Origin of the sequence: Dysgonomonas sp. BGC7, assembly GCF_001261735.1 — a bacterium.
In the GTDB taxonomy this organism is placed as follows: domain Bacteria; phylum Bacteroidota; class Bacteroidia; order Bacteroidales; family Dysgonomonadaceae; genus Dysgonomonas.
The window spans coordinates 119,544-137,642 of sequence record NZ_CVRP01000007.1; the positions used below are offsets into that span (position 1 = coordinate 119,544).

The window sequence follows — 18,099 nt, forward strand, 5'->3', positions numbered from 1 at the left end:
TAATTTAGAGAAGCTTTATATTTCTTATATCCTATATTACTTTATTATTTAGCAGGAGGTGTTGTCGGTTGATCTCCAGCCGGAGCAGGAAGTGTAGTCGTGTTAGGACTAGGTAATGTTGTTGACATATCCGGAACAGCTGTGTTTGTTGGAGTCGGAGCGCCAATTATTGGAGCTGAAGCATCGCCCGCTGTTTTAGGCTTAATCATAACACATACTATACTCATCACCATAATAAAGACTGCAAGTCCCCATGTTGCTTTTTCTACAAAATCGGTAGTCTTACGAACACCCATAACAGCATTCGAAGAAGAGAAACCGGAAGCTAGTCCGCCTCCCTTAGAATTTTGAACAAGGACTATTAGTATTAGGGCAATGGCTGCAATTACAATTAATACAGTAATAAGTGTGATCATTTCGTATCTTTAAATTTCGTATTTATAATCAATTTCTCGAGAAAACTCAATTGGTCTGCAAAGTAAATATTTTTTTTCGGATAATTCAAGCTTAAATGTTTAATAATTTTGTAAGCCTTCTCATACTTTTTCTGTTTTATATATATTTTGGCAAGGGTTTCTGTAAAAAATACATCCTCGTTTAGTTCGCTGTTTTCTTCCTCTGTTTCGTTCTTAAGGGCTGTTACCTGTTCGTTTTCCTCTTTTAGCTGAATGCTTATTCCTTCCTCCGATTCTGATTTAGTAATAAAAGAATCTATTATATTCTGATGTTTTAATTGAATCTGGCTGATTTCTGGATCAGGCGTATCTGTCTGCTCTTCCTGATGGGTAGACTGAACATAGGAGAAATAGTCCGTAGACGCCAACGTTGTATGAAAAATACCATATTCCAGATTATCGTGCTCGTCTTGATTCTCACCTCTGGAGTCGAAAAATGCATTTAATAATACACTGGTCTTATCTTCAGATATCTCTTTCTTTGTTGTCTTTTCAAAATACTGACTATATTCTTCACTGAAAATGTAATAGAAAAGAGCTTTTCTGTCATTTATAAATATACTTACTCTGTGTAGCTCATCCTCGAAACTTTCGAAGTCTGATATATATAAAGATCTTAAATAGGCAAATAGTCCTGCCTGAAAATAAGGATATTCAGTAATTATATTTTTCAATTCAGATATATCCGAAGCATACTTATTATTGTCTGCCTCACCTTGTATTATCTGATACAATTGCTGTATATCCATATTGTTTACCAGTTAGACATAGTTGCGTTGAAAATTTGGTCTACTATATCTTCCGTAAGTTCTTTTATCAACTGATCTTGCACGTCTGTCAGCATAAGGCTGCTAGAGAAATCTCTGTAGGCTGAAATTGTTTCTTCTTTGTCTTGTTCGGGTCTTTTATTGTTCCGATAGCGAAACTTAACGGCCATAGTTAAGCGGGTTTGTGCTGCCAGATTATTTTCCTGTACAGCCTGTGGAGTCAGATCGTAACGCACAATTTCTCCTTCTATTTCCAAAGCCGGATTAACCGTTGTGAACCTTAGTTTTGTATTACGTGTAAATACATCTTTCATCCGCTCATTGAATACCTGTGTAAGCAAAGGGTATACTAAAGGAGCTTGATTCTGAAATTCGCGCAAATCTATATCCGGAGTTTCCTGATAGTTGATTGATGCACCATTAAATTTATATGATACAGTACAGGAGATAACTACAACAGAGAGTAAGCAGAATAGAATGATCTTTCTCATAAATTTTCGAGATTATATTCTTTAATTTTTCTATATAATGTACGTTCCGATATTTTTAGGTCTTGTGCAGCATTCTTACGTTTTCCGTTGTGGCGCTCCAGAGCTTTTATTATCATGTCCTTTTCTACATCCTGCAAAGAAAGTGTTTCCTCCTCGTATTCCGGCGCATCTATTACATCTGCTTCACTGATGCTGGCAGGAGGTATTATAGCGTGTGCATCGTCTTTTACAGATAGGCTTGTTGTTCGGTCTCCCGCACTTACTACTACTGGAGTTAAAACCTTATCATGTTTGTCCATTGCAGAAGCCGATACAATATCGGATGGTTTCAGAGTTCCGGCTACAATATCATGAACAATCTTTTTTAGTTCGTTCATGTCTTTCTTCATATCGAACAATACCTGATAGAGTATTTCCCGTTCGTTGCTGAAACTTTTTTGGTCGCTGTGATTTATAGCTCCTATTGGTACTAGTCCTACTTCATTGGCAGGCAAGTATAGTTTCAGTATTTCAGAAGTAATTTCTCTGGTTTGTTCTATTATCGAAATCTGTTCTGTTATATTCTTTAGTTGGCGGATATTTCCCGGCCAATAATATTCTTTCAACATCTGCTTAGCACTCTCGGTCAAAGATATTGGAGGCATACTATACTTTTCGGCACAGTCGCTTGCAAATTTACGGAAGAGGAGAGGTATGTCGTCCTTTCTGTCTCTTAGTGCAGGTATGCGGATAGGTACTGTATTAAGACGATAGTAAAGGTCTTCTCTGAAACGGCCATTACGGGTAGCTGTTATCATATCCAGATTGGTGGCAGCTACTACTCGCACGTCTGTTTTCTCTACTTTCGAAGATCCTACTTTTATAAATTCTCCCGTTTCCAGTACGCGAAGTAGTCTGGCTTGTGTAGAAAGAGGTAGTTCGCCCACCTCGTCAAGAAATAGAGTTCCCCCATTGGCTACTTCAAAATAACCTTTACGTTCACCGGTAGCTCCGGTAAACGAGCCTTTCTCATGACCGAACAGTTCCGAATCGATAGTGCCTTCCGGAATAGAACCGCAGTTTACTGCGATATAAGTTCCATGTTTACGATGGCTGAATTGATGTATTATCTGAGGGAAATTCTCCTTACCAACTCCACTTTCTCCCGTAACCAATACTGACATATCGGTTGGGGCAACTTGCAGAGCAATGTCGATAGCGCGATTCAGATCGGGACTGTTGCCTATGATTCCAAAGCGTTGTTTTACCTGTTGTATATCTGGTTTTGCCATTCTTTTACTACAAATTAATATGATGAATAAATGTTGTATTTATTCACATTCTATTTCCAAACCTGACAAAATTACATATTTATTCCAATCTTGTCAGTCTTTTTTAGTGAAGATTTGTAAAGAGTGGCCTATTAATCTGTAGCCTTAGCTAAGGCGTATGTTTTAGCTTTTAAGAATTCACCGTATTCCTTTATGTCTGTATACTTTGCTTGTTCTTCCGGAAGAATAGGTGTACCAAAGCGGAGATATATTGTTTTGCCTCTCTTGTTGTATACTTCGTGACCAAGCCGCAGTGAACGCAATCTCCAATTGACCAGATCGAGAAAGTTGAAGAACCAAGAGTTCTTACCGCTAAAATACATGGGGATAATGGGGACTTTTACTTTTTTTATCAGTTTCAAAACAGGCTCTTGCCATTCCCGGTCTTCTACTTCCATCTTGAATTTTCGGACTTTTGTTTTAGATACTGCGCCTGCCGGAAAAAATCCCATTGGATGTCCTGATCGGAGATGGTCTATTGATTGTTTTATTCCTTCTACACTCGATTTTTGTGCAATCTTTCCACTCTGAAAAGGGTTGACTGCAATAAAATTGGGCGACATAGTGTCTATCATTCCAAGTATGAAATTTACCATCATTTTGTAATCAGGGCGTACTGAACCTACTGTAGCTATGGCCGCAATGCCGTCTATGTGTCCGTAGGCATGATTGGATACTGTGATGAATGCTTTTCCTGTATATTGCTTCAGTACATCTATATTCTCTACCACAATGTTTACACCAACGTCCTTTAGTAAATGCTTGCAAAAATCAACTCCTTCATATTGCTTCGATGCGTCGTATATCCTATTCACCTTGTTCATGCCAGTGAGCCACATGGCGAATTTTATTAATATATTTCCAAACGGGCCACGCAGAACAGGGCTCATTTTTCGGACATCATCGTAGCTTAATAGTTTTTCTTTCATTCTGAATTTACGGTCGTAGACCTATTTGATTTTAAGAGTATCTTTCTGCAAATTTCGCTAAAAATGCTATAATAGGCAAATAAGAGATTAGTCATTTAATTCTATAACCTCAAGGTCTGATATATTTCCTCTGTCCAGAACAAAGCGAACGAGTGTTCTTACTTTGTGAAATCCGTACTTGCCCGCTGCACCGGGATTTATGTGTAAACAGTTTAGCTTTTTGTCGAACATTACTTTCAGTATATGGGAATGTCCGGTGATGAATAGTTTTGGAGGTTTGGCAAATAATATGGGGCGTATACGTGGATCGTATCTTCCGGGGTAACCGCCAATATGAGTTATAAGGACATCCACATCTTCGAGCGAAAAGCGAAGATTTTCAGGATATGCTGCACGAACCTTGCTGTCATCTATATTTCCATACACAGCACGAAATGGTTTTAATGCTTCAAACTGTATGGCCAAGTCAATTGATCCTATATCGCCGGCATGCCATATTTCGTCGCAGTCGGCAAAATATTTTTCGTATTTGTCATCCCACCAGTTATGGGTATCTGATAAAAGTCCTATTTTTTTCATTACAAGTTGATACAGATAGAAAAACATACCGATAAGAAAAAGGTTCCCATAGATGTATATTTCAGATATGGATCCAATAGCCTGTTTTCTTTTATTCTGAATATATCGGTCAGTAGTTTTATGAAAATACCAAAGCATAAAAGGTACAGATATTGATACCAGTGTGCAGAGTAGAGTAGGGAATAACCTATGAAGCAGAGCAAAGAGCCAATAGTAAGAACGGCGTGATACAGCTTGGCATTGTGTAAACCTATTCGTACGGGGATTGTGATCTTACCGGATTTTTTGTCATTGTCCAGATCTCTCATGTTGTTCAGGTTGAGGACAGCAACTGTAAGAAACCCTAGTCCGATGGCAGGTAGCCAAGGTCGGGAATCAATAAGGTGTGTGTGCAGAAAGTATGTACCTACTACAGACACTAAACCAAAAAAGACAAAAGAAAATATGTCTCCGAAGCCTTTATAGCCATAGGGATTCTTCCCTGCAGTATATTTTATGGCAGCAATAATACATAGTATACCCAATACTAAGAATGCAGTAATATATATTGGATTCATAAATTGAAGAGCTATATATATAAGGAGTAAACCTACTATGGCAGCGCAGGCAATAGCCACAATAATTGCTCTTTTCATTTGTGAGGGAGTAATGGCTCCGCTTTGTACAGTGCGTTTAGGACCTACACGTTCGCCGGTTATATCTGTTCCATGTTGAAAATCCCCCAAATCGTTCGCCATATTGGATAATAATTGCAATATGGTCGCAATCATCAATGTAAGGAAAAATACACTAATACTGAATTGGTTTACACTAAGAGCAATAGCGCTTCCTGATAAGGCTGTAGCAACGGCTAAAAAGAGTGTGCGAGGGCGCAGAGCCGATATCCAGGATTTTAAAGATGCCATAAATTATAGATTTTTCAAGGTGCAAAGATACGTTTTTTGTCGTTTTCTTATTCCTTTAAAGAGTAAATAAACGATCAAGGATTGTATTCTGGCTAGTTTATTATTTCTTTTTTATTCTGATTTTCTTTTGTTTTTGGTTTTCTGTATTTATTTTAGATTAGATATATTACATTAATACTTTATAATACATATAATGAGATTATTTTATTATTTTTGCACCGATCAAAAAAGTTCAAACTTATTATAAAAATGCTTACTGTAGAGAAGATTGGCGGGACTTCAATGTCTAAGTTTAAAGAAGCCCTGGATAATGTAATTGTCGGAAAACGTTCTCAGGATGAGATGTATAACCGTATTTTCGTAGTGTCTGCTTATAACAATGTGACTAACTGGTTGCTGGAGCATAAGAAAACCGGAGAGCCTGGTGTGTATGTGCAGTTTCTCGAAAATAGTGATTACAGTATCGGGCTGGATAGTCTTTGTCAACGTTTGTTACTTATTAATAAAGGATTTGAAGAAATTGGACTCGATCTTCAGGAGGCCAGAGAGTTTATCACTTTTCGTATAAAACAGGCTAAGACAATGCTACACAGTCTTAGCAAAGTTATGGCTTCGGGCTATGTGAGGGCAGATGATATTTGTCTGGCTGCCCGTGAAATTCTGGCGTCGATAGGTGAAGCTCATTCAGCATGGAATACTGTCAATATTCTAAATAATAATGGTATATCTGCCCGTTTTATAGATTTATGCGGTTTTAATGACTCTATGCCTTTGACTATTGATGAACGTATTCACAGAGCATTCAAAAATATTGACTTCAGTAAAGATCTTTGCATTGCTACCGGCTATACGAAAGGTACCGAGGGGATTATGAGAGCATTCGATCGAGGCTATACAGAAGTGACTTTTAGTAAGATCGCTGTAGAAGTGAAGGCTCAGGAGGCCATTATTCATAAGGAATATCATTTGTCGAGTGCTGATCCTAATATTGTCGGGGTAGATAAGACTGTACCTGTTGGACGCACTAATTATATTATTGCCGATCAGTTGGCAGATATAGGTATGGAGGCTATACACCCCAAAGCAGCTAAGCCTCTCGAATTAGCAAATATAGATATACGCATTAAGAATACATTTGAGCCTGAGCACCCGGGGACATTGATTACTAAAGATTATATTTCTGAAGTTCCTAAGATAGAGATTGTTTCAGGTACAAATAAAGTGTTGGCAATAGAGATACATGATCCTATGATGGTAGGGGAGGTTGGCTTCGATTTAAGAATAATGCAGATATTTCAGAAATTTGGAGTAAGCTATATTCTTAAGTCAACGAATGCAAACTCTATCACAATGGTAGTTTGGGATAATTACAAATCCAGAGAATTAATATCTGAACTCGAATCTGTTTTTTATCAGGTAGTTGTAGCTAGAGTCGCATTGGTTTGTGCTATGGGTACCAATATTGCCATTCCAGGATTCTTGTATAGGGCTGCAAAAGCTTTGTTCGATAGGGGAATAAATGTAGAAAGCTTCGGTCAGTCTCTAAGGCAAGTGAATATGCAGTTTGTGATAAAGCGAGAATGCTATAATGATGCGGTTATCGCTCTCAATGATGAGCTTTGTATTGATAAATAGGTTTTAATAAGACTTTTTTTGTATTTTTTAACTGTAAAGAATAATTTTAAATCCTATTTTTGTTTGCTGTAAAAAAGAGTTTTACAGAATTTAATACCTAAGTGGACACATTTTGTAACAGAAATCCCACATAAACAGTTACTTATATTTATTGAGTTTGTCAGAATTTATATTAGTAAAATTGCTTTTACGAAAAAATAATAATTTATTAACAACGTTATATTTTATTAAGAGCGTTAATCAGAGTGCAATTTTGGAGACAAAATATACTAAAAGATAAAATGGAATAGTATATTTGTACCCTTAAAAGCTCACTGTATGGCTTTTTTTGAGTTTTAATATTGAATGTATAACAATAATAAAAAAGAAAAATTGATTCACTAAACTTAAATTATTTATTATCATTATGGAAACTAAAAAACAACAACCAACTCAAAAACCAAGATCAAAAGGCGTCTCTGCTATGATAGTAGTTATTGGATGTGCTATTGTTGCTCATCTATTCTTCTATTTAGTAGCTGGAGCTCCAAGCAACTTTGACGAAAAAGGTCACCCACTCAATGCAAACATCTTAGGAACTCTATTCCAAGGAGGATTTGTAATTCCTATCGTAATCACATTGTTGCTTACAGTATTGGTTCTTTCAGTTGAAAGATTCTTCGCATTAAACAGAGCTAGTGGAAAAGGTAATACTGCTAAATTTGTAATGAATGCAAAAGCAAAACTAGAAGCAGGCGACATCGCCGGAGCATCAAAACTTTGTGATGAGCAAAAAGGTTCAGTAGCTAATATCTTAAAAGCTGGTCTTATTAGATATTCAGATGTTGAAAAAATCGCAGACATCCATAATGATGAAAAAGCTGCAATGATTCAAAAAGAAATTGAAGAAGCTACAACTCTTGAACTTCCTTATTTGCAACAAAACTTGTCAGTTATTGCAACTATCTCTACTCTAGGTACTCTGATGGGACTATTCGGAACAGTACTTGGTATGATCAAGTCGTTTGGTGCGATGGGACAAGAAGGAGCTCCAGACTCAACAGCTCTTGCTGTCGGTATCTCTGAAGCCTTGATGAATACAGCGATGGGTATTGGTACTGGTGCTTGTGCTATTATTTCTTATTCTTATTTCTCAGGAAAAGTTGAAGATATAACTAATGCTGTAGACGAAGTTGGTTTTGCTATTGGCCAAACTTACACAACTCTACACGGAGGTTTATCTAAATAATTAATTTTTTTGAGAGAATTTGTGGAATTTGAATGAAATTCTACTCTAATTAGAAAAGAATAAAAAGAAGATGGGAAAAATTAAAGTAAAAAAACAGAGTACATTCATCGATATGACTGCGATGAGTGACGTTACTGTACTTTTGCTCACATTCTTCATGCTTACAGCAACATTCTTACCCAAAGAACCGGTACAGGTGATTACACCTTCGTCGGTATCTGAAACAAAAATACCGGAAAATAATGTGCTAACTATATTGATTGACCCAAATGGAAAAGTCTTTTTGAATATAGATAGAAAAGAAAGTAAAAAAGCGGTATTGGAGTTGATGGGACAGGATTATGGCATTACATTTACAGATAAACAGATAAGATCGTTCGTGGAACAAACACACATTGGTGTGCCTATGAACAGAATGTCTGCTTTCTTAGATTTGCCATTAAGCGACCAGGATAGTGAGATTAAGAAATTCGGCGTGCCGCTTGACAGCGCAAACAACCAATTTTCACGTTGGATAAAACATGCAAAAGAAGTAAGTGGCGACAATATGGGTATCGCTATCAAGGCAGACCAAACTACAGCATATCCTCTGGTAGATGATGTGATGAAAGCTCTGGTAAAAATGAAAGAAAACAGATATAGCCTTATTACGTCTCTGAGAGGAATGCCGGAAGGCCTATAATAATCTAAAATTATTAACTAAAAAAAGAAAATTATGGCTTCTGTAGATACCGGTGGCGGAGAAGAAAAAAAAGGTAAACCAAAAAAACAGACTCTACGAGTAGACTTTACTCCGATGGTGGATATGAACATGTTATTGATTACATTCTTCATGTTCTGTACCACATTGAGTAAACCGCAAATCATGGATATTGCGATGCCTACCGACGAGAAACTGACTAAGGAAGATGAAGTAAAGGTAAAAGACTCTAAGTCGGTAACGCTACTGCTTGGAGACGATAATAAAGTATATTACTATACAGGTATTCCTGATTATACAGATTATACTACCTTGAAAGAAACAAACTATTCACCAGAAGGGTTGCGTGCTTTATTGTTAGAACGTAATAAAGACGTTGTAGACCAAATGCGCGAGCTTAGACACGAGAAATACGTGACTAACAAGAAAATGTCTGATGATGTGTTTAAGGAAAGATCAAGAGAAATTAAAGGAGTGAAAGATGGACAGGTTGTAGTTATAAAACCTACTTCTGAATCTACTTATAAAAATCTTGTAGACGCACTAGATGAAATGCAAATATGCAGTATTGATAAATATGCTATTGTAGATATGACAGAAGGGGATCAGTACTTACTTGAAAACCTGAAGACAAAAGGGGCTTATGGAGCAGAAGCAGCACCACCTAAACAATAATCACATTTAACAAGAAAGGAGTAAAAAATTATGTCAAAAGATATCAAATTAAATTCTTCTGAATGGTGTGATGTAGTATTTGAAGGTAAAAATAAGCAATATGGAGCCTACAAATTACGTCAATCGTCATCGAAGAGACATATAGTAGCATTCCTCGTAGTCCTTGTTTTTGCAGGATTTGTATCTGCCTTGCCAAGTTTGGTGTCGGTAGTGAAAAATCTGACACAATCAGAGATGGGACCAATGGATGATGCATATGAGATGTCTAAAATTCCGGTAGAACAAGAAATTCCGGAAGAGAATAAAATTATGCAAGAAACGGCGCCTCCACCGCCACCATTGAAAACAACAGTAAAATTCGTTCCTCCTACAATTGTTAAGGACGAAGAAGTTGTTGAAGATAAGATGATAAGTCAAACGGATGTCCAAGAGACTAAGATTCAGATTTCAGTGGCAGACGTGAAAGGTACTGATGACAAACATGGTATTGATATTGCAGAGTTGAGAGAACACAAACAAATTGTGGAAGAAAAGCCTGTAGAAGAAAAACCATTTGTAACAGTAGAACAAATGCCTAGTTTCCCCGGTGGAGAAACTGAAATGCATAAGTTTATTGGAGAAAACCTGAAATATCCAGTTGTTGCTCAGGAATCAGGTATACAAGGTCGTGTAACTATTCGCTTCGTTGTAACCAAAAACGGAACTATTTCTGATGTAACAGTAATACGTGGTATCGACCCTTCTTGCGACAGAGAAGCTGTACGGGTTGTGAAGGCGATGCCTAAATGGATTCCGGGAAAACAAAATGGATTGAATGTTCCTGTGTACTTTACACTTCCGATTGTTTTCAAGTTAAAACAATAATAAGACATTCTTAGAAGTATTTGTTTTTAATAACATAAAAATCAGTAAAGAAGAGAAGTTTGAATTAAAAAATCATCTTCTCTTCTTTTTCAAATAATGAAGATGGAAAAAGAAAATAAACCTACGAAAAATTGGTCTCCTAAAGCTATATTTGGGATTTTTATGATATTCTTTTATTTAGGTGTGTCTATCCTACTTGTATTTACTCCTATCTTTAAGGATATTAATATTGCTGCACGTATAATTATGGCTGTATTGTTTTTTGCATATGGCTTGTTTAGAGGATACCGTGCATGGAAAACGCCCTAAGATAACTAGACAGACAATAGTAAAAAGTAAAGTTATGAAAAAGCAAAGTTTAAATTTGATTATTTTAGTAGCCCTTCTTATTTGTTATTCATGCCAGGGGCCTAAAGTTACGCGTACAGATACTCCTACAAGTGGTATTGCGCAGATTACAGTTGATGAATGCTTTGCTCCAATTGTACAGGAACAAATAGATGTTTTCGAATCTCAATACAACGAAGCATATATTATTCCTACATATACAAGCGAAACACAAGCTTTCGATCTGTTCATGAAAGATAGTATACGTGTTATTATCGCTGCACGAGAACTTACACCAAACGAGACGCAAATAATAAAGGACCGTAAACAACAAGTTAGGTCTCAGAAATATGCGACAGATGCAATAGCCTTGATTATAAATAAAGCTAATCCGGATTCGCTGCTATCTGTGGCTGATATAAAAAAGATAATGACAGGACAAGTGCGTACATGGAAAGAACTTAATCCGAATTCGAAACTTGGTGAGATTGCTGTGACTTTCGATAGTCCCAATTCAAGTACTGTCAGATTTATAAGAGATTCTATATGTAAAGATATGCCTTTGGGAAATAATCTGAAGGCTAGATCGACAGATAGTATACGAGCGATTGATTTGGGTGAACGTACCCCTAATCAATTAGTGATAGACTATGTTGCCGCAAACCCTAATGCATTAGGCATTATTGGGGTAAATTGGATCAGTAATCCTAATGATCCGAAAAATTTAAGTTTTATTGACAATATCAAAGTGGTGTCTGTAAGCAAGGCTGATAAAGCTACTGTAGAAAACAGTTTTAAGCCATATCCTGCATTCATTGCTCTTCAAGAATATGCTCTGAGTAGAGACCTTTATATAATAATTTCAGATGTGAGGGGCGGATTGCCATCAGGTTTTGTTAACTTTGCTGCTGGCGAAAAAGGCCAGAGGATAGTTCTTAAAGCAGGTCTTTATCCCGCTTACCAGCTCACCAGAGTAGTTAGAGCAAGCCCTACACTGAAAGATTAAACACATTATAGAACAAACATTAACAGTAAATATTATTAGAAAGATGAAAATGAAGTATTTTTTAGGCTCTTTATTGAGTTTTATTATCAGTATTTCAGCCTTTGCTCAAAATAATCCGGGCGTTGATTATTTAAGTCTTGGTGAAATGAAATTAGCAAAAGAGTATTTCACTAAGAACATGGGTCAGGCTCCGGCAGAATCACATTATTATCTGGGTGAAATAGCTTATAAGGAAGGAAATATTGCAGAGGCTAAATCTCAATATGAACAGGGTTTGGCAAAAGATCCGGAATCTGCTCTTTGTGCTATTGGTTTAGCCAAGTTGCAGTTGAAATCTAGCCCTAAAGAAGCTGAAGATCAATTTAAAAATATACAGAAACAAAAAGATAATAAGAAAAATGTAACAGTAATTCTTGCCATAGCTCAGGCTTATCTGGATAATGGCATGAAGGAAAAAGCTCTTGAAAAATTGCAGGATGCACGTAAGGCAGACAAAAAATCTCCATTAGTGTACATTTTCGAAGGAGATATGTTGGCTAAAGAAAATAAGCCGGGAGATGCTGCTATGCAATACGATCAAGCAATTAATTTTGATGCATCGTGTGCTCTTGCATATATGAAAGGTGCTCGTGTATATGAGTATATCAACCGTAATACAGCTGCCGAAATGTTGAAAAAGGCACTTGAGATTCGTCCTGATTATAGAGTTGCTTATAAAGAACTGGCAGAACTATATCGTCGTGATGGCTTTTATCCTCAGGCAATAGAACCATACAAAGAATACTTTAAAGGTAGTGATTATACAGTAGAAGATCTTACTCGTTATGCTTCTGTTCTATATTTTACAGGACAATATGATGAAGCTAAAAAATACATAAGTGAGGGTTTGGAAAAAGAACCAAACAACTTTGTGTTGAACCGTCTGTCTATGTATAATAATAATGATATGAAAGATTATCAAGCAGGACTGGCAGCAGGTGATAAGTTCTTTAGTATACAAAAGCCTACTGTAGATGCTGCTGCAAATGATAGTACAAACAGATATCTTGTTCAGGACTATCTTGCCTATGGTAAAGTTTTAAGCGAAACAGGTAATAAAACTAAAGCTATTGATCAGTATAAGAAAGCAGTTGAAATAGACTCTTCGAAAGCAAACTTATATAAAGAGATTGCATCTATTTGTGCTAACGAAGGTATGTATGCTGATGCTGCTGATTTCTATAAAAGATATATAACTGTATCTGGAGAGAAAGCGGAAGCTTCTGATTATTTCCAAATGGGTCGTTATTTCTATATTGCAGGAGATGGTGTTAAAAAAGATACTGCAAATGTAACTGTAGATGAGGCTTGGCAGAATGCATTGAAGATGTATAAAGAGGCTGACGCAGCATTTGCTGTAGTTGGAGAAAGAATCCCAGATAGCTATATGGGACCTTTCTGGAGAGCCCGTGCAAATGCGTCTATGGATCCGGAAACAACAGCAGGTTTGGCAAGACCATACTATGAGCAAACAGTGAAAGTTATTCTTGATAAGAATGATGGCGAAAATAAGAAAGAGCTTATCGAAGCATATAGCTATTTAAGCTATTATTTCTATTTGCAATTCGATAAACATAAGAAAGCAGATGATAAGCTTAAAGTAAAAGAATATGCAGAGAAAATATTGGAACTAGATCCTGAAAATGGAAATGGTAAAATGTTATTTGAATTTGCAAGTGCAAAATAATTGATTTATACAAATTATTATAAAAAATAGCCCAAGCTTTATGCTTGGGCTATTTTATTTCTAATAGTAAGTATTTAATTAATAAAAAGAAGTATCTTTGCATTCGGAATTAGTGGATAGATTTGTATCGATTGCAACCACATGAAAAAATGCTAAACCATTTTATATCTTGCTGCACTATACTTGTCTTTCCTGTTTTTTTAACAGTAAAATTTTACACATATGAGTTATTTATTTACATCTGAATCTGTTTCGGAAGGACATCCGGATAAAGTTGCAGATCAGATTTCAGATTCATTGCTAGACGAATTTCTGGCTTATGATAACAATTCGAAAGTAGCTTGTGAAACATTAGTTACAACAGGACAGGTTGTATTGGCCGGAGAAGTGAAATCCAAAGCATATATTGATATTCAGGAAACTGCTCGTAGAGTGATTGAGCAGATAGGCTATACAAAAAGCGAATATCAGTTCGAAGCTAAATCTTGTGGGGTTCTTTCTGCTATACACGAACAATCTGATGATATAAATAGAGGTGTGGACGGAAAAGCCGATCCTATGAATCAGGGGGCAGGAGATCAAGGGATGATGTTTGGATATGCAACAAATGAAACAGATAATTATATGCCATTGGCACTTGATTTATCTCATGCATTATTGCTAGAGCTTGCTGCTATCCGTAAGAATGATATTGAATTAATGCCATATTTACGTCCTGATGCAAAATCGCAGGTTACAATAGAATATGATGACAATGGTACTCCTTTAAGGATTGACACGATTGTAATTTCTACACAACATGATGATTTTGGAGACGATGCTACTATGCAGGCTAAGATAAAAGATGATGTTGTAAATATCCTTATCCCGCGAGTTAAAGAGAAATATAAATTCAGAGAGGATATTGCGCGTTTGTTTACAGATGATATTACATATCACGTAAATCCAACAGGGCGTTTTGTTATAGGAGGTCCTCATGGTGATACAGGTCTTACCGGCCGTAAGATTATTGTAGATACCTATGGAGGCAAAGGCGCACATGGAGGTGGAGCTTTTTCGGGGAAAGACCCATCGAAGGTAGACCGTTCAGCAGCGTACGCATCTCGTCATATAGCTAAAAATTTAGTGGCGGCAGGGGTTTCTCCTGAGATATTGGTTCAGGTATCATATGCTATTGGTGTGGCAAAGCCGATGAATATCTATGTAAATACATATGGCAAGAGCAATTTGAATATCACAGATGGAGAAATAGCTAAGAAAGTAGAAAAATTGTTTGATATGCGTCCGAAAGCTATTGAGCAAAGATTGAAACTAAGAAATCCAATCTATACCGAAACAGCTGCATATGGACATATGGGACGTGAGCCGAAAGTCGTGAAAAAGCATTTTCAATCACGCTACAACCCTGAAGGCTTAACGTTAGAGGTAGAATTGTTTACATGGGAGAAGCTAGACTATGTAGACGCAATAAAGAAAGAATTTAATATATAATTACTTATAATATAAACACATCTCTTCTTGGTCTAAAGGAAGAGATGTGTTTTCTAAATAATATATTCCGTATTGGAACAACAGGATACCATATCATATATAAGCATTGCAGAGGGACAACATGATAGTGTTGCTACAGATGCTTTTCATATAGGATCTCCTTTGCAGGGAAAGATCGTAGATATGGTAAATGTGCAAAATAAGGAAGAAACTACCTCGATAATTTCAGAAAAAGCAAGATATGAAGGCACTCGTTTGCCTTTCAATATGGAGCATGTAGATAGTGTATTCGGATTGCTATTACTATGCTTTTTGTTTTTTACTCATATTTACAATGGCGGATATACTTTTATTAAGGATAATTTTTACTCACTCTTTTCTGTAGACAGAGGACTTCGTTTTTCGAAACAAACGACGGTAACAGAAATTCTTTATAATTATTTCCTTGTTTTTCAGGCGGTAGTGTTAATGGCTATATCTACATATGATATTTTTATAGAAAAGATGCCGGAAGTAGGTGCTATGCAAAGTCCGATGATAAAGATACTCTTATTCATTGTCTTTATAGGCATTTTCTATGGGGTTAAGGATGCTATGTATAGTATATTCGGGTATATTTTCGATATGCGTTCTTCTATGTTTACACTACGGCGTATACAGATTGTAGCTTTAGAGATGTTAGGTATTATATTCTTCATTCCTACTCTCTTATTGGTATATTCAGAGTATTGGCACTTTCAGATTGTAGTATTCATGGTGATAATATTTCTATTAGTTCAAATATTACTTTTTTATCAAATAATAGTCTTTTTTATTAGAGAAAAATTTAACTTTTTGTATTTGATTACCTACCTTTGCACCTTTGAAATATTACCATATATGTTTTTGTTTATAGGGTTGACTTTATTATATAGAACTGACGATTTTAACACACTATGGCTTTAAAAGTAAAGAAGATCATGATCTCTCAACCTGCGCCAGCTACTGAGAAATCTCCATATTTTGATATTGCAGAAAAATATCAGGTACAGATGGACTTTCGCCCTTTCATAAGGGTAGAAGGATTGGATGCGAAAGAATTCAGACAACAACGAATCAATATACAAGATTATACAGCTGTAGTATTCACGGCAAGAACAGCGATAGATCATTTCTTTGCACTATGCGAAGAATTTAGAATAGTAATGCCTGAAGCAATGAAATATTTCTGTATATCCGAAGCTGTTGCTTTATACCTTCAGAAATATATTGTATATAGAAAACGTAAAATATTTTTTAGTACGACCGGTAAAATGGATGGGCTGGGTACAGCTCTGACGAAGCATAATAAAGAAAAATTTATTGTGCCTGTATCGGATGTACATACAGAAGATCTTACATCTGTATTGGATAGCAAAAAGGTTGATTATACTAAGGCTATAATGTATCGTACCGTAAGCAATGAATTTACAGAGCAAGAGATATTGTCTTATGATATGCTTATCTTTTTTAGTCCCGCCGGAATAGTTTCTTTATTAAAGAATGCTCCGGACTTTAAGCAGGGAGATAGGGCTATCGGATGTTTTGGTGCTGCAACTGCTAAAGCTGTGCGTGATGCGGGTTTGAGACTAGACTGTGAAGCTCCTCTGCCGGGAGTGCCGTCAATGACTGCTGCATTAGAGGCTTTTATAAAAGAGAATCATAAAGCGAAGTAAAATCCATTAGATTAAATATAAACTAAAAGCTTAACTATCCGATGTTAAGCTTTTTTTATAATATATAAAGACTTAGTGATAATAAAGGTTGAAAATTTAGGCGAAATAAAACTCCTTTCTAATCCCAGAGCAAGGAAAATCATAGTAAGAAAGAAGCAGGAGTATTTGCAATTGACTCATCCTTCTTCTATGACGGAGGATTATATTCGACGAGCTATAGAGGAGATGAAGCCACGCCTGCTTAAATTGCTGCAACAGTCTTCTGCTAAATTATTATTGACTCCGGAAACAACATTTAAGACATTTAGCTTCGAATTGAAAATTATAGAGAGTAGTACTACTAATAATTATTATTTGAAACTCAAAGATGGATTGCTTACAATATCGTGTCCGGTGAATACACAATATGATGCTCCTTCTGTTCAGAAAACTCTTCGAGAAATGGTCGATAAGACTTTACGCTATGAGGCGAATCGTTTATTTCCTTCTAAAATAGATAAATTATCAGCTCTCTATAATTTCTCGTATTCAACTTTGACGATTAATAAAAGTCGTACCAGGTGGGGAAGTTGTTCTTCTAAACAAAGTATAAATCTATCCTATTACTGTATGCTTTTACCGGAGTATTTAGTCGATTTTGTCATTCTGCACGAACTATGTCATACCCGAGAAATGAATCATGGTGAACGATTTTGGAAACTATTGGATAGTGTGACTTCTGGAAAAGCAAAAGAGCTAACTAAAGAATTGAGAGCATATAAAACAAATTGGTGATTATATATCAGATAAAGATTCTTTCCCAAAACTAAGAGGTAGTAGTGCGTCTATCGAGTCTACTTCATATATTTCACTTTTTCCGTACATGATTATTTTTACTTTCTTGTTGTAACGGCTTTCCACTTCTGCCATTACCTGCCTGCAACTACCACAAGGGCAACACGGCACATTTGTGAAATCTCCTTTATTGAATGCTGCAATAGCAATGGCATCCATTCCTTTATTCGGATATTGTGCATTTGCGCTGAATATAGCAACCCTTTCGGCACATAGCCCTGAAGGATAGGCTGCATTCTCTTGATTACTTCCTGTTATTATCTTGCCATTATCGAGCATGACTGCCGCGCCGACACAAAATTCCGAGTATGGAGCATAAGCTGTCTTTGTCGCTGATTTAGCTGCTTCTATAAGTTTTTTTATGCTTTCGGAAGCTTCATCGAAAGTGTAAACGTTTATCTTTGTTGTTAAATTTAATGTTTTCACTATAATTAAGTAAAAGAAAGTAATTAATGTTACGCTTTTCCAAATATAACATATTAT

The 18,099-nt window shown here is 36.2% G+C and carries 20 protein-coding genes; 12 read left to right on the forward strand and 8 right to left on the reverse strand.

Annotated features, from left to right (window positions below):
• Positions 1-44: 44 nt before the first annotated feature.
• From secG to menA, 7 genes are all read right to left on the reverse strand, one after another.
• Positions 45-416 carry a preprotein translocase subunit SecG gene (gene secG, locus BGC7_RS05725; protein WP_050700611.1) on the reverse strand — a complete coding sequence of 124 codons (372 nt, stop codon included), beginning with the start codon at positions 414-416 and terminating at the stop codon, positions 45-47.
• Positions 413-1,204, reverse strand: a complete 792-nt coding sequence (locus BGC7_RS05730; protein ID WP_050700612.1) for a hypothetical protein — start codon at positions 1,202-1,204, stop codon at positions 413-415. Before BGC7_RS05730 ends, secG begins: the two co-directional genes overlap by 4 nt.
• A 5-nt stretch (positions 1,205-1,209) precedes the next feature.
• A complete protein-coding gene (lptE, locus tag BGC7_RS05735) occupies positions 1,210-1,713 on the reverse strand; it encodes an LPS assembly lipoprotein LptE (RefSeq protein WP_050700613.1) in 504 nt (167 codons plus the stop codon).
• On the reverse strand, positions 1,710-2,984 hold the full coding sequence (locus tag BGC7_RS05740) for a sigma-54 interaction domain-containing protein (RefSeq protein ID WP_050700614.1): 1,275 nt from the start codon (positions 2,982-2,984) through the stop codon (positions 1,710-1,712). The genes lptE and BGC7_RS05740 overlap by 4 nt, the downstream gene beginning before the upstream one ends.
• A gap of 131 nt (positions 2,985-3,115) precedes the next feature.
• Positions 3,116-3,952, reverse strand: coding sequence for a 1-acyl-sn-glycerol-3-phosphate acyltransferase (locus BGC7_RS05745; RefSeq protein WP_050700615.1), 837 nt, complete (start codon positions 3,950-3,952; stop codon positions 3,116-3,118).
• Positions 3,953-4,039: 87 nt separating this feature from the next.
• Entirely contained in the window at positions 4,040-4,531 is a 492-nt protein-coding gene (locus tag BGC7_RS05750; protein ID WP_050701052.1) for a metallophosphoesterase family protein, read from the reverse strand.
• The gene (gene menA, locus BGC7_RS05755; protein ID WP_050700616.1) at positions 4,531-5,436 is read right to left on the reverse strand and encodes a 1,4-dihydroxy-2-naphthoate octaprenyltransferase; all 906 of its coding nucleotides are present in this window, start codon (positions 5,434-5,436) and stop codon (positions 4,531-4,533) included. Before menA ends, BGC7_RS05750 begins: the two co-directional genes overlap by 1 nt.
• Before the next feature lie 249 nt (positions 5,437-5,685).
• Between menA and BGC7_RS05760 the strand changes: the two genes are divergently transcribed.
• From BGC7_RS05760 to BGC7_RS05815, 12 genes are all read left to right on the forward strand, one after another.
• Positions 5,686-7,071: an aspartate kinase gene (locus BGC7_RS05760; RefSeq protein WP_050700617.1), complete on the forward strand. Its 1,386-nt coding sequence runs from the start codon at positions 5,686-5,688 to the stop codon at positions 7,069-7,071.
• A 406-nt stretch (positions 7,072-7,477) separates the two neighbouring features.
• Complete coding sequence (locus BGC7_RS05765) at positions 7,478-8,299, forward strand: MotA/TolQ/ExbB proton channel family protein (protein WP_050700618.1); 822 nt, start codon at positions 7,478-7,480, stop codon at positions 8,297-8,299.
• Between the two features lie 70 nt (positions 8,300-8,369).
• Positions 8,370-8,981 (forward strand): ExbD/TolR family protein, encoded by a 612-nt coding sequence (locus tag BGC7_RS05770; RefSeq protein WP_050700619.1) that lies wholly within the window; start codon positions 8,370-8,372, stop codon positions 8,979-8,981.
• Between the two features lie 33 nt (positions 8,982-9,014).
• On the forward strand, positions 9,015-9,674 hold the full coding sequence (locus BGC7_RS05775; RefSeq protein WP_050700620.1) for an ExbD/TolR family protein: 660 nt from the start codon (positions 9,015-9,017) through the stop codon (positions 9,672-9,674).
• Between the two features lie 30 nt (positions 9,675-9,704).
• Complete coding sequence (locus BGC7_RS05780) at positions 9,705-10,538, forward strand: energy transducer TonB (protein ID WP_050700621.1); 834 nt, start codon at positions 9,705-9,707, stop codon at positions 10,536-10,538.
• A gap of 102 nt (positions 10,539-10,640) precedes the next feature.
• Positions 10,641-10,847: a hypothetical protein gene (locus tag BGC7_RS05785; RefSeq protein WP_242034417.1), complete on the forward strand. Its 207-nt coding sequence runs from the start codon at positions 10,641-10,643 to the stop codon at positions 10,845-10,847.
• Between the two features lie 34 nt (positions 10,848-10,881).
• Positions 10,882-11,871 (forward strand): PstS family phosphate ABC transporter substrate-binding protein, encoded by a 990-nt coding sequence (locus BGC7_RS05790; RefSeq protein ID WP_050701053.1) that lies wholly within the window; start codon positions 10,882-10,884, stop codon positions 11,869-11,871.
• A 49-nt stretch (positions 11,872-11,920) separates the two neighbouring features.
• A complete protein-coding gene (locus tag BGC7_RS05795) occupies positions 11,921-13,597 on the forward strand; it encodes a tetratricopeptide repeat protein (RefSeq protein WP_242034418.1) in 1,677 nt (558 codons plus the stop codon).
• A 222-nt stretch (positions 13,598-13,819) separates the two neighbouring features.
• Positions 13,820-15,088, forward strand: coding sequence for a methionine adenosyltransferase (metK, locus tag BGC7_RS05800; protein ID WP_050700624.1), 1,269 nt, complete (start codon positions 13,820-13,822; stop codon positions 15,086-15,088).
• A gap of 72 nt (positions 15,089-15,160) precedes the next feature.
• The gene (locus BGC7_RS05805; RefSeq protein ID WP_087880051.1) at positions 15,161-16,033 is read left to right on the forward strand and encodes a DUF4271 domain-containing protein; all 873 of its coding nucleotides are present in this window, start codon (positions 15,161-15,163) and stop codon (positions 16,031-16,033) included.
• Complete coding sequence (locus BGC7_RS05810; RefSeq protein ID WP_050700625.1) at positions 16,024-16,782, forward strand: uroporphyrinogen-III synthase; 759 nt, start codon at positions 16,024-16,026, stop codon at positions 16,780-16,782. Before BGC7_RS05805 ends, BGC7_RS05810 begins: the two co-directional genes overlap by 10 nt.
• Before the next feature lie 75 nt (positions 16,783-16,857).
• Entirely contained in the window at positions 16,858-17,556 is a 699-nt protein-coding gene (locus BGC7_RS05815) for a M48 family metallopeptidase (protein WP_050700626.1), read from the forward strand.
• On the opposite strand, the gene cdd is transcribed toward BGC7_RS05815, so the two are convergent.
• The gene (gene cdd / locus BGC7_RS05820) at positions 17,557-18,042 is read right to left on the reverse strand and encodes a cytidine deaminase (protein ID WP_050700627.1); all 486 of its coding nucleotides are present in this window, start codon (positions 18,040-18,042) and stop codon (positions 17,557-17,559) included. It lies immediately after the preceding gene.
• Positions 18,043-18,099 lie beyond the last annotated feature (57 nt).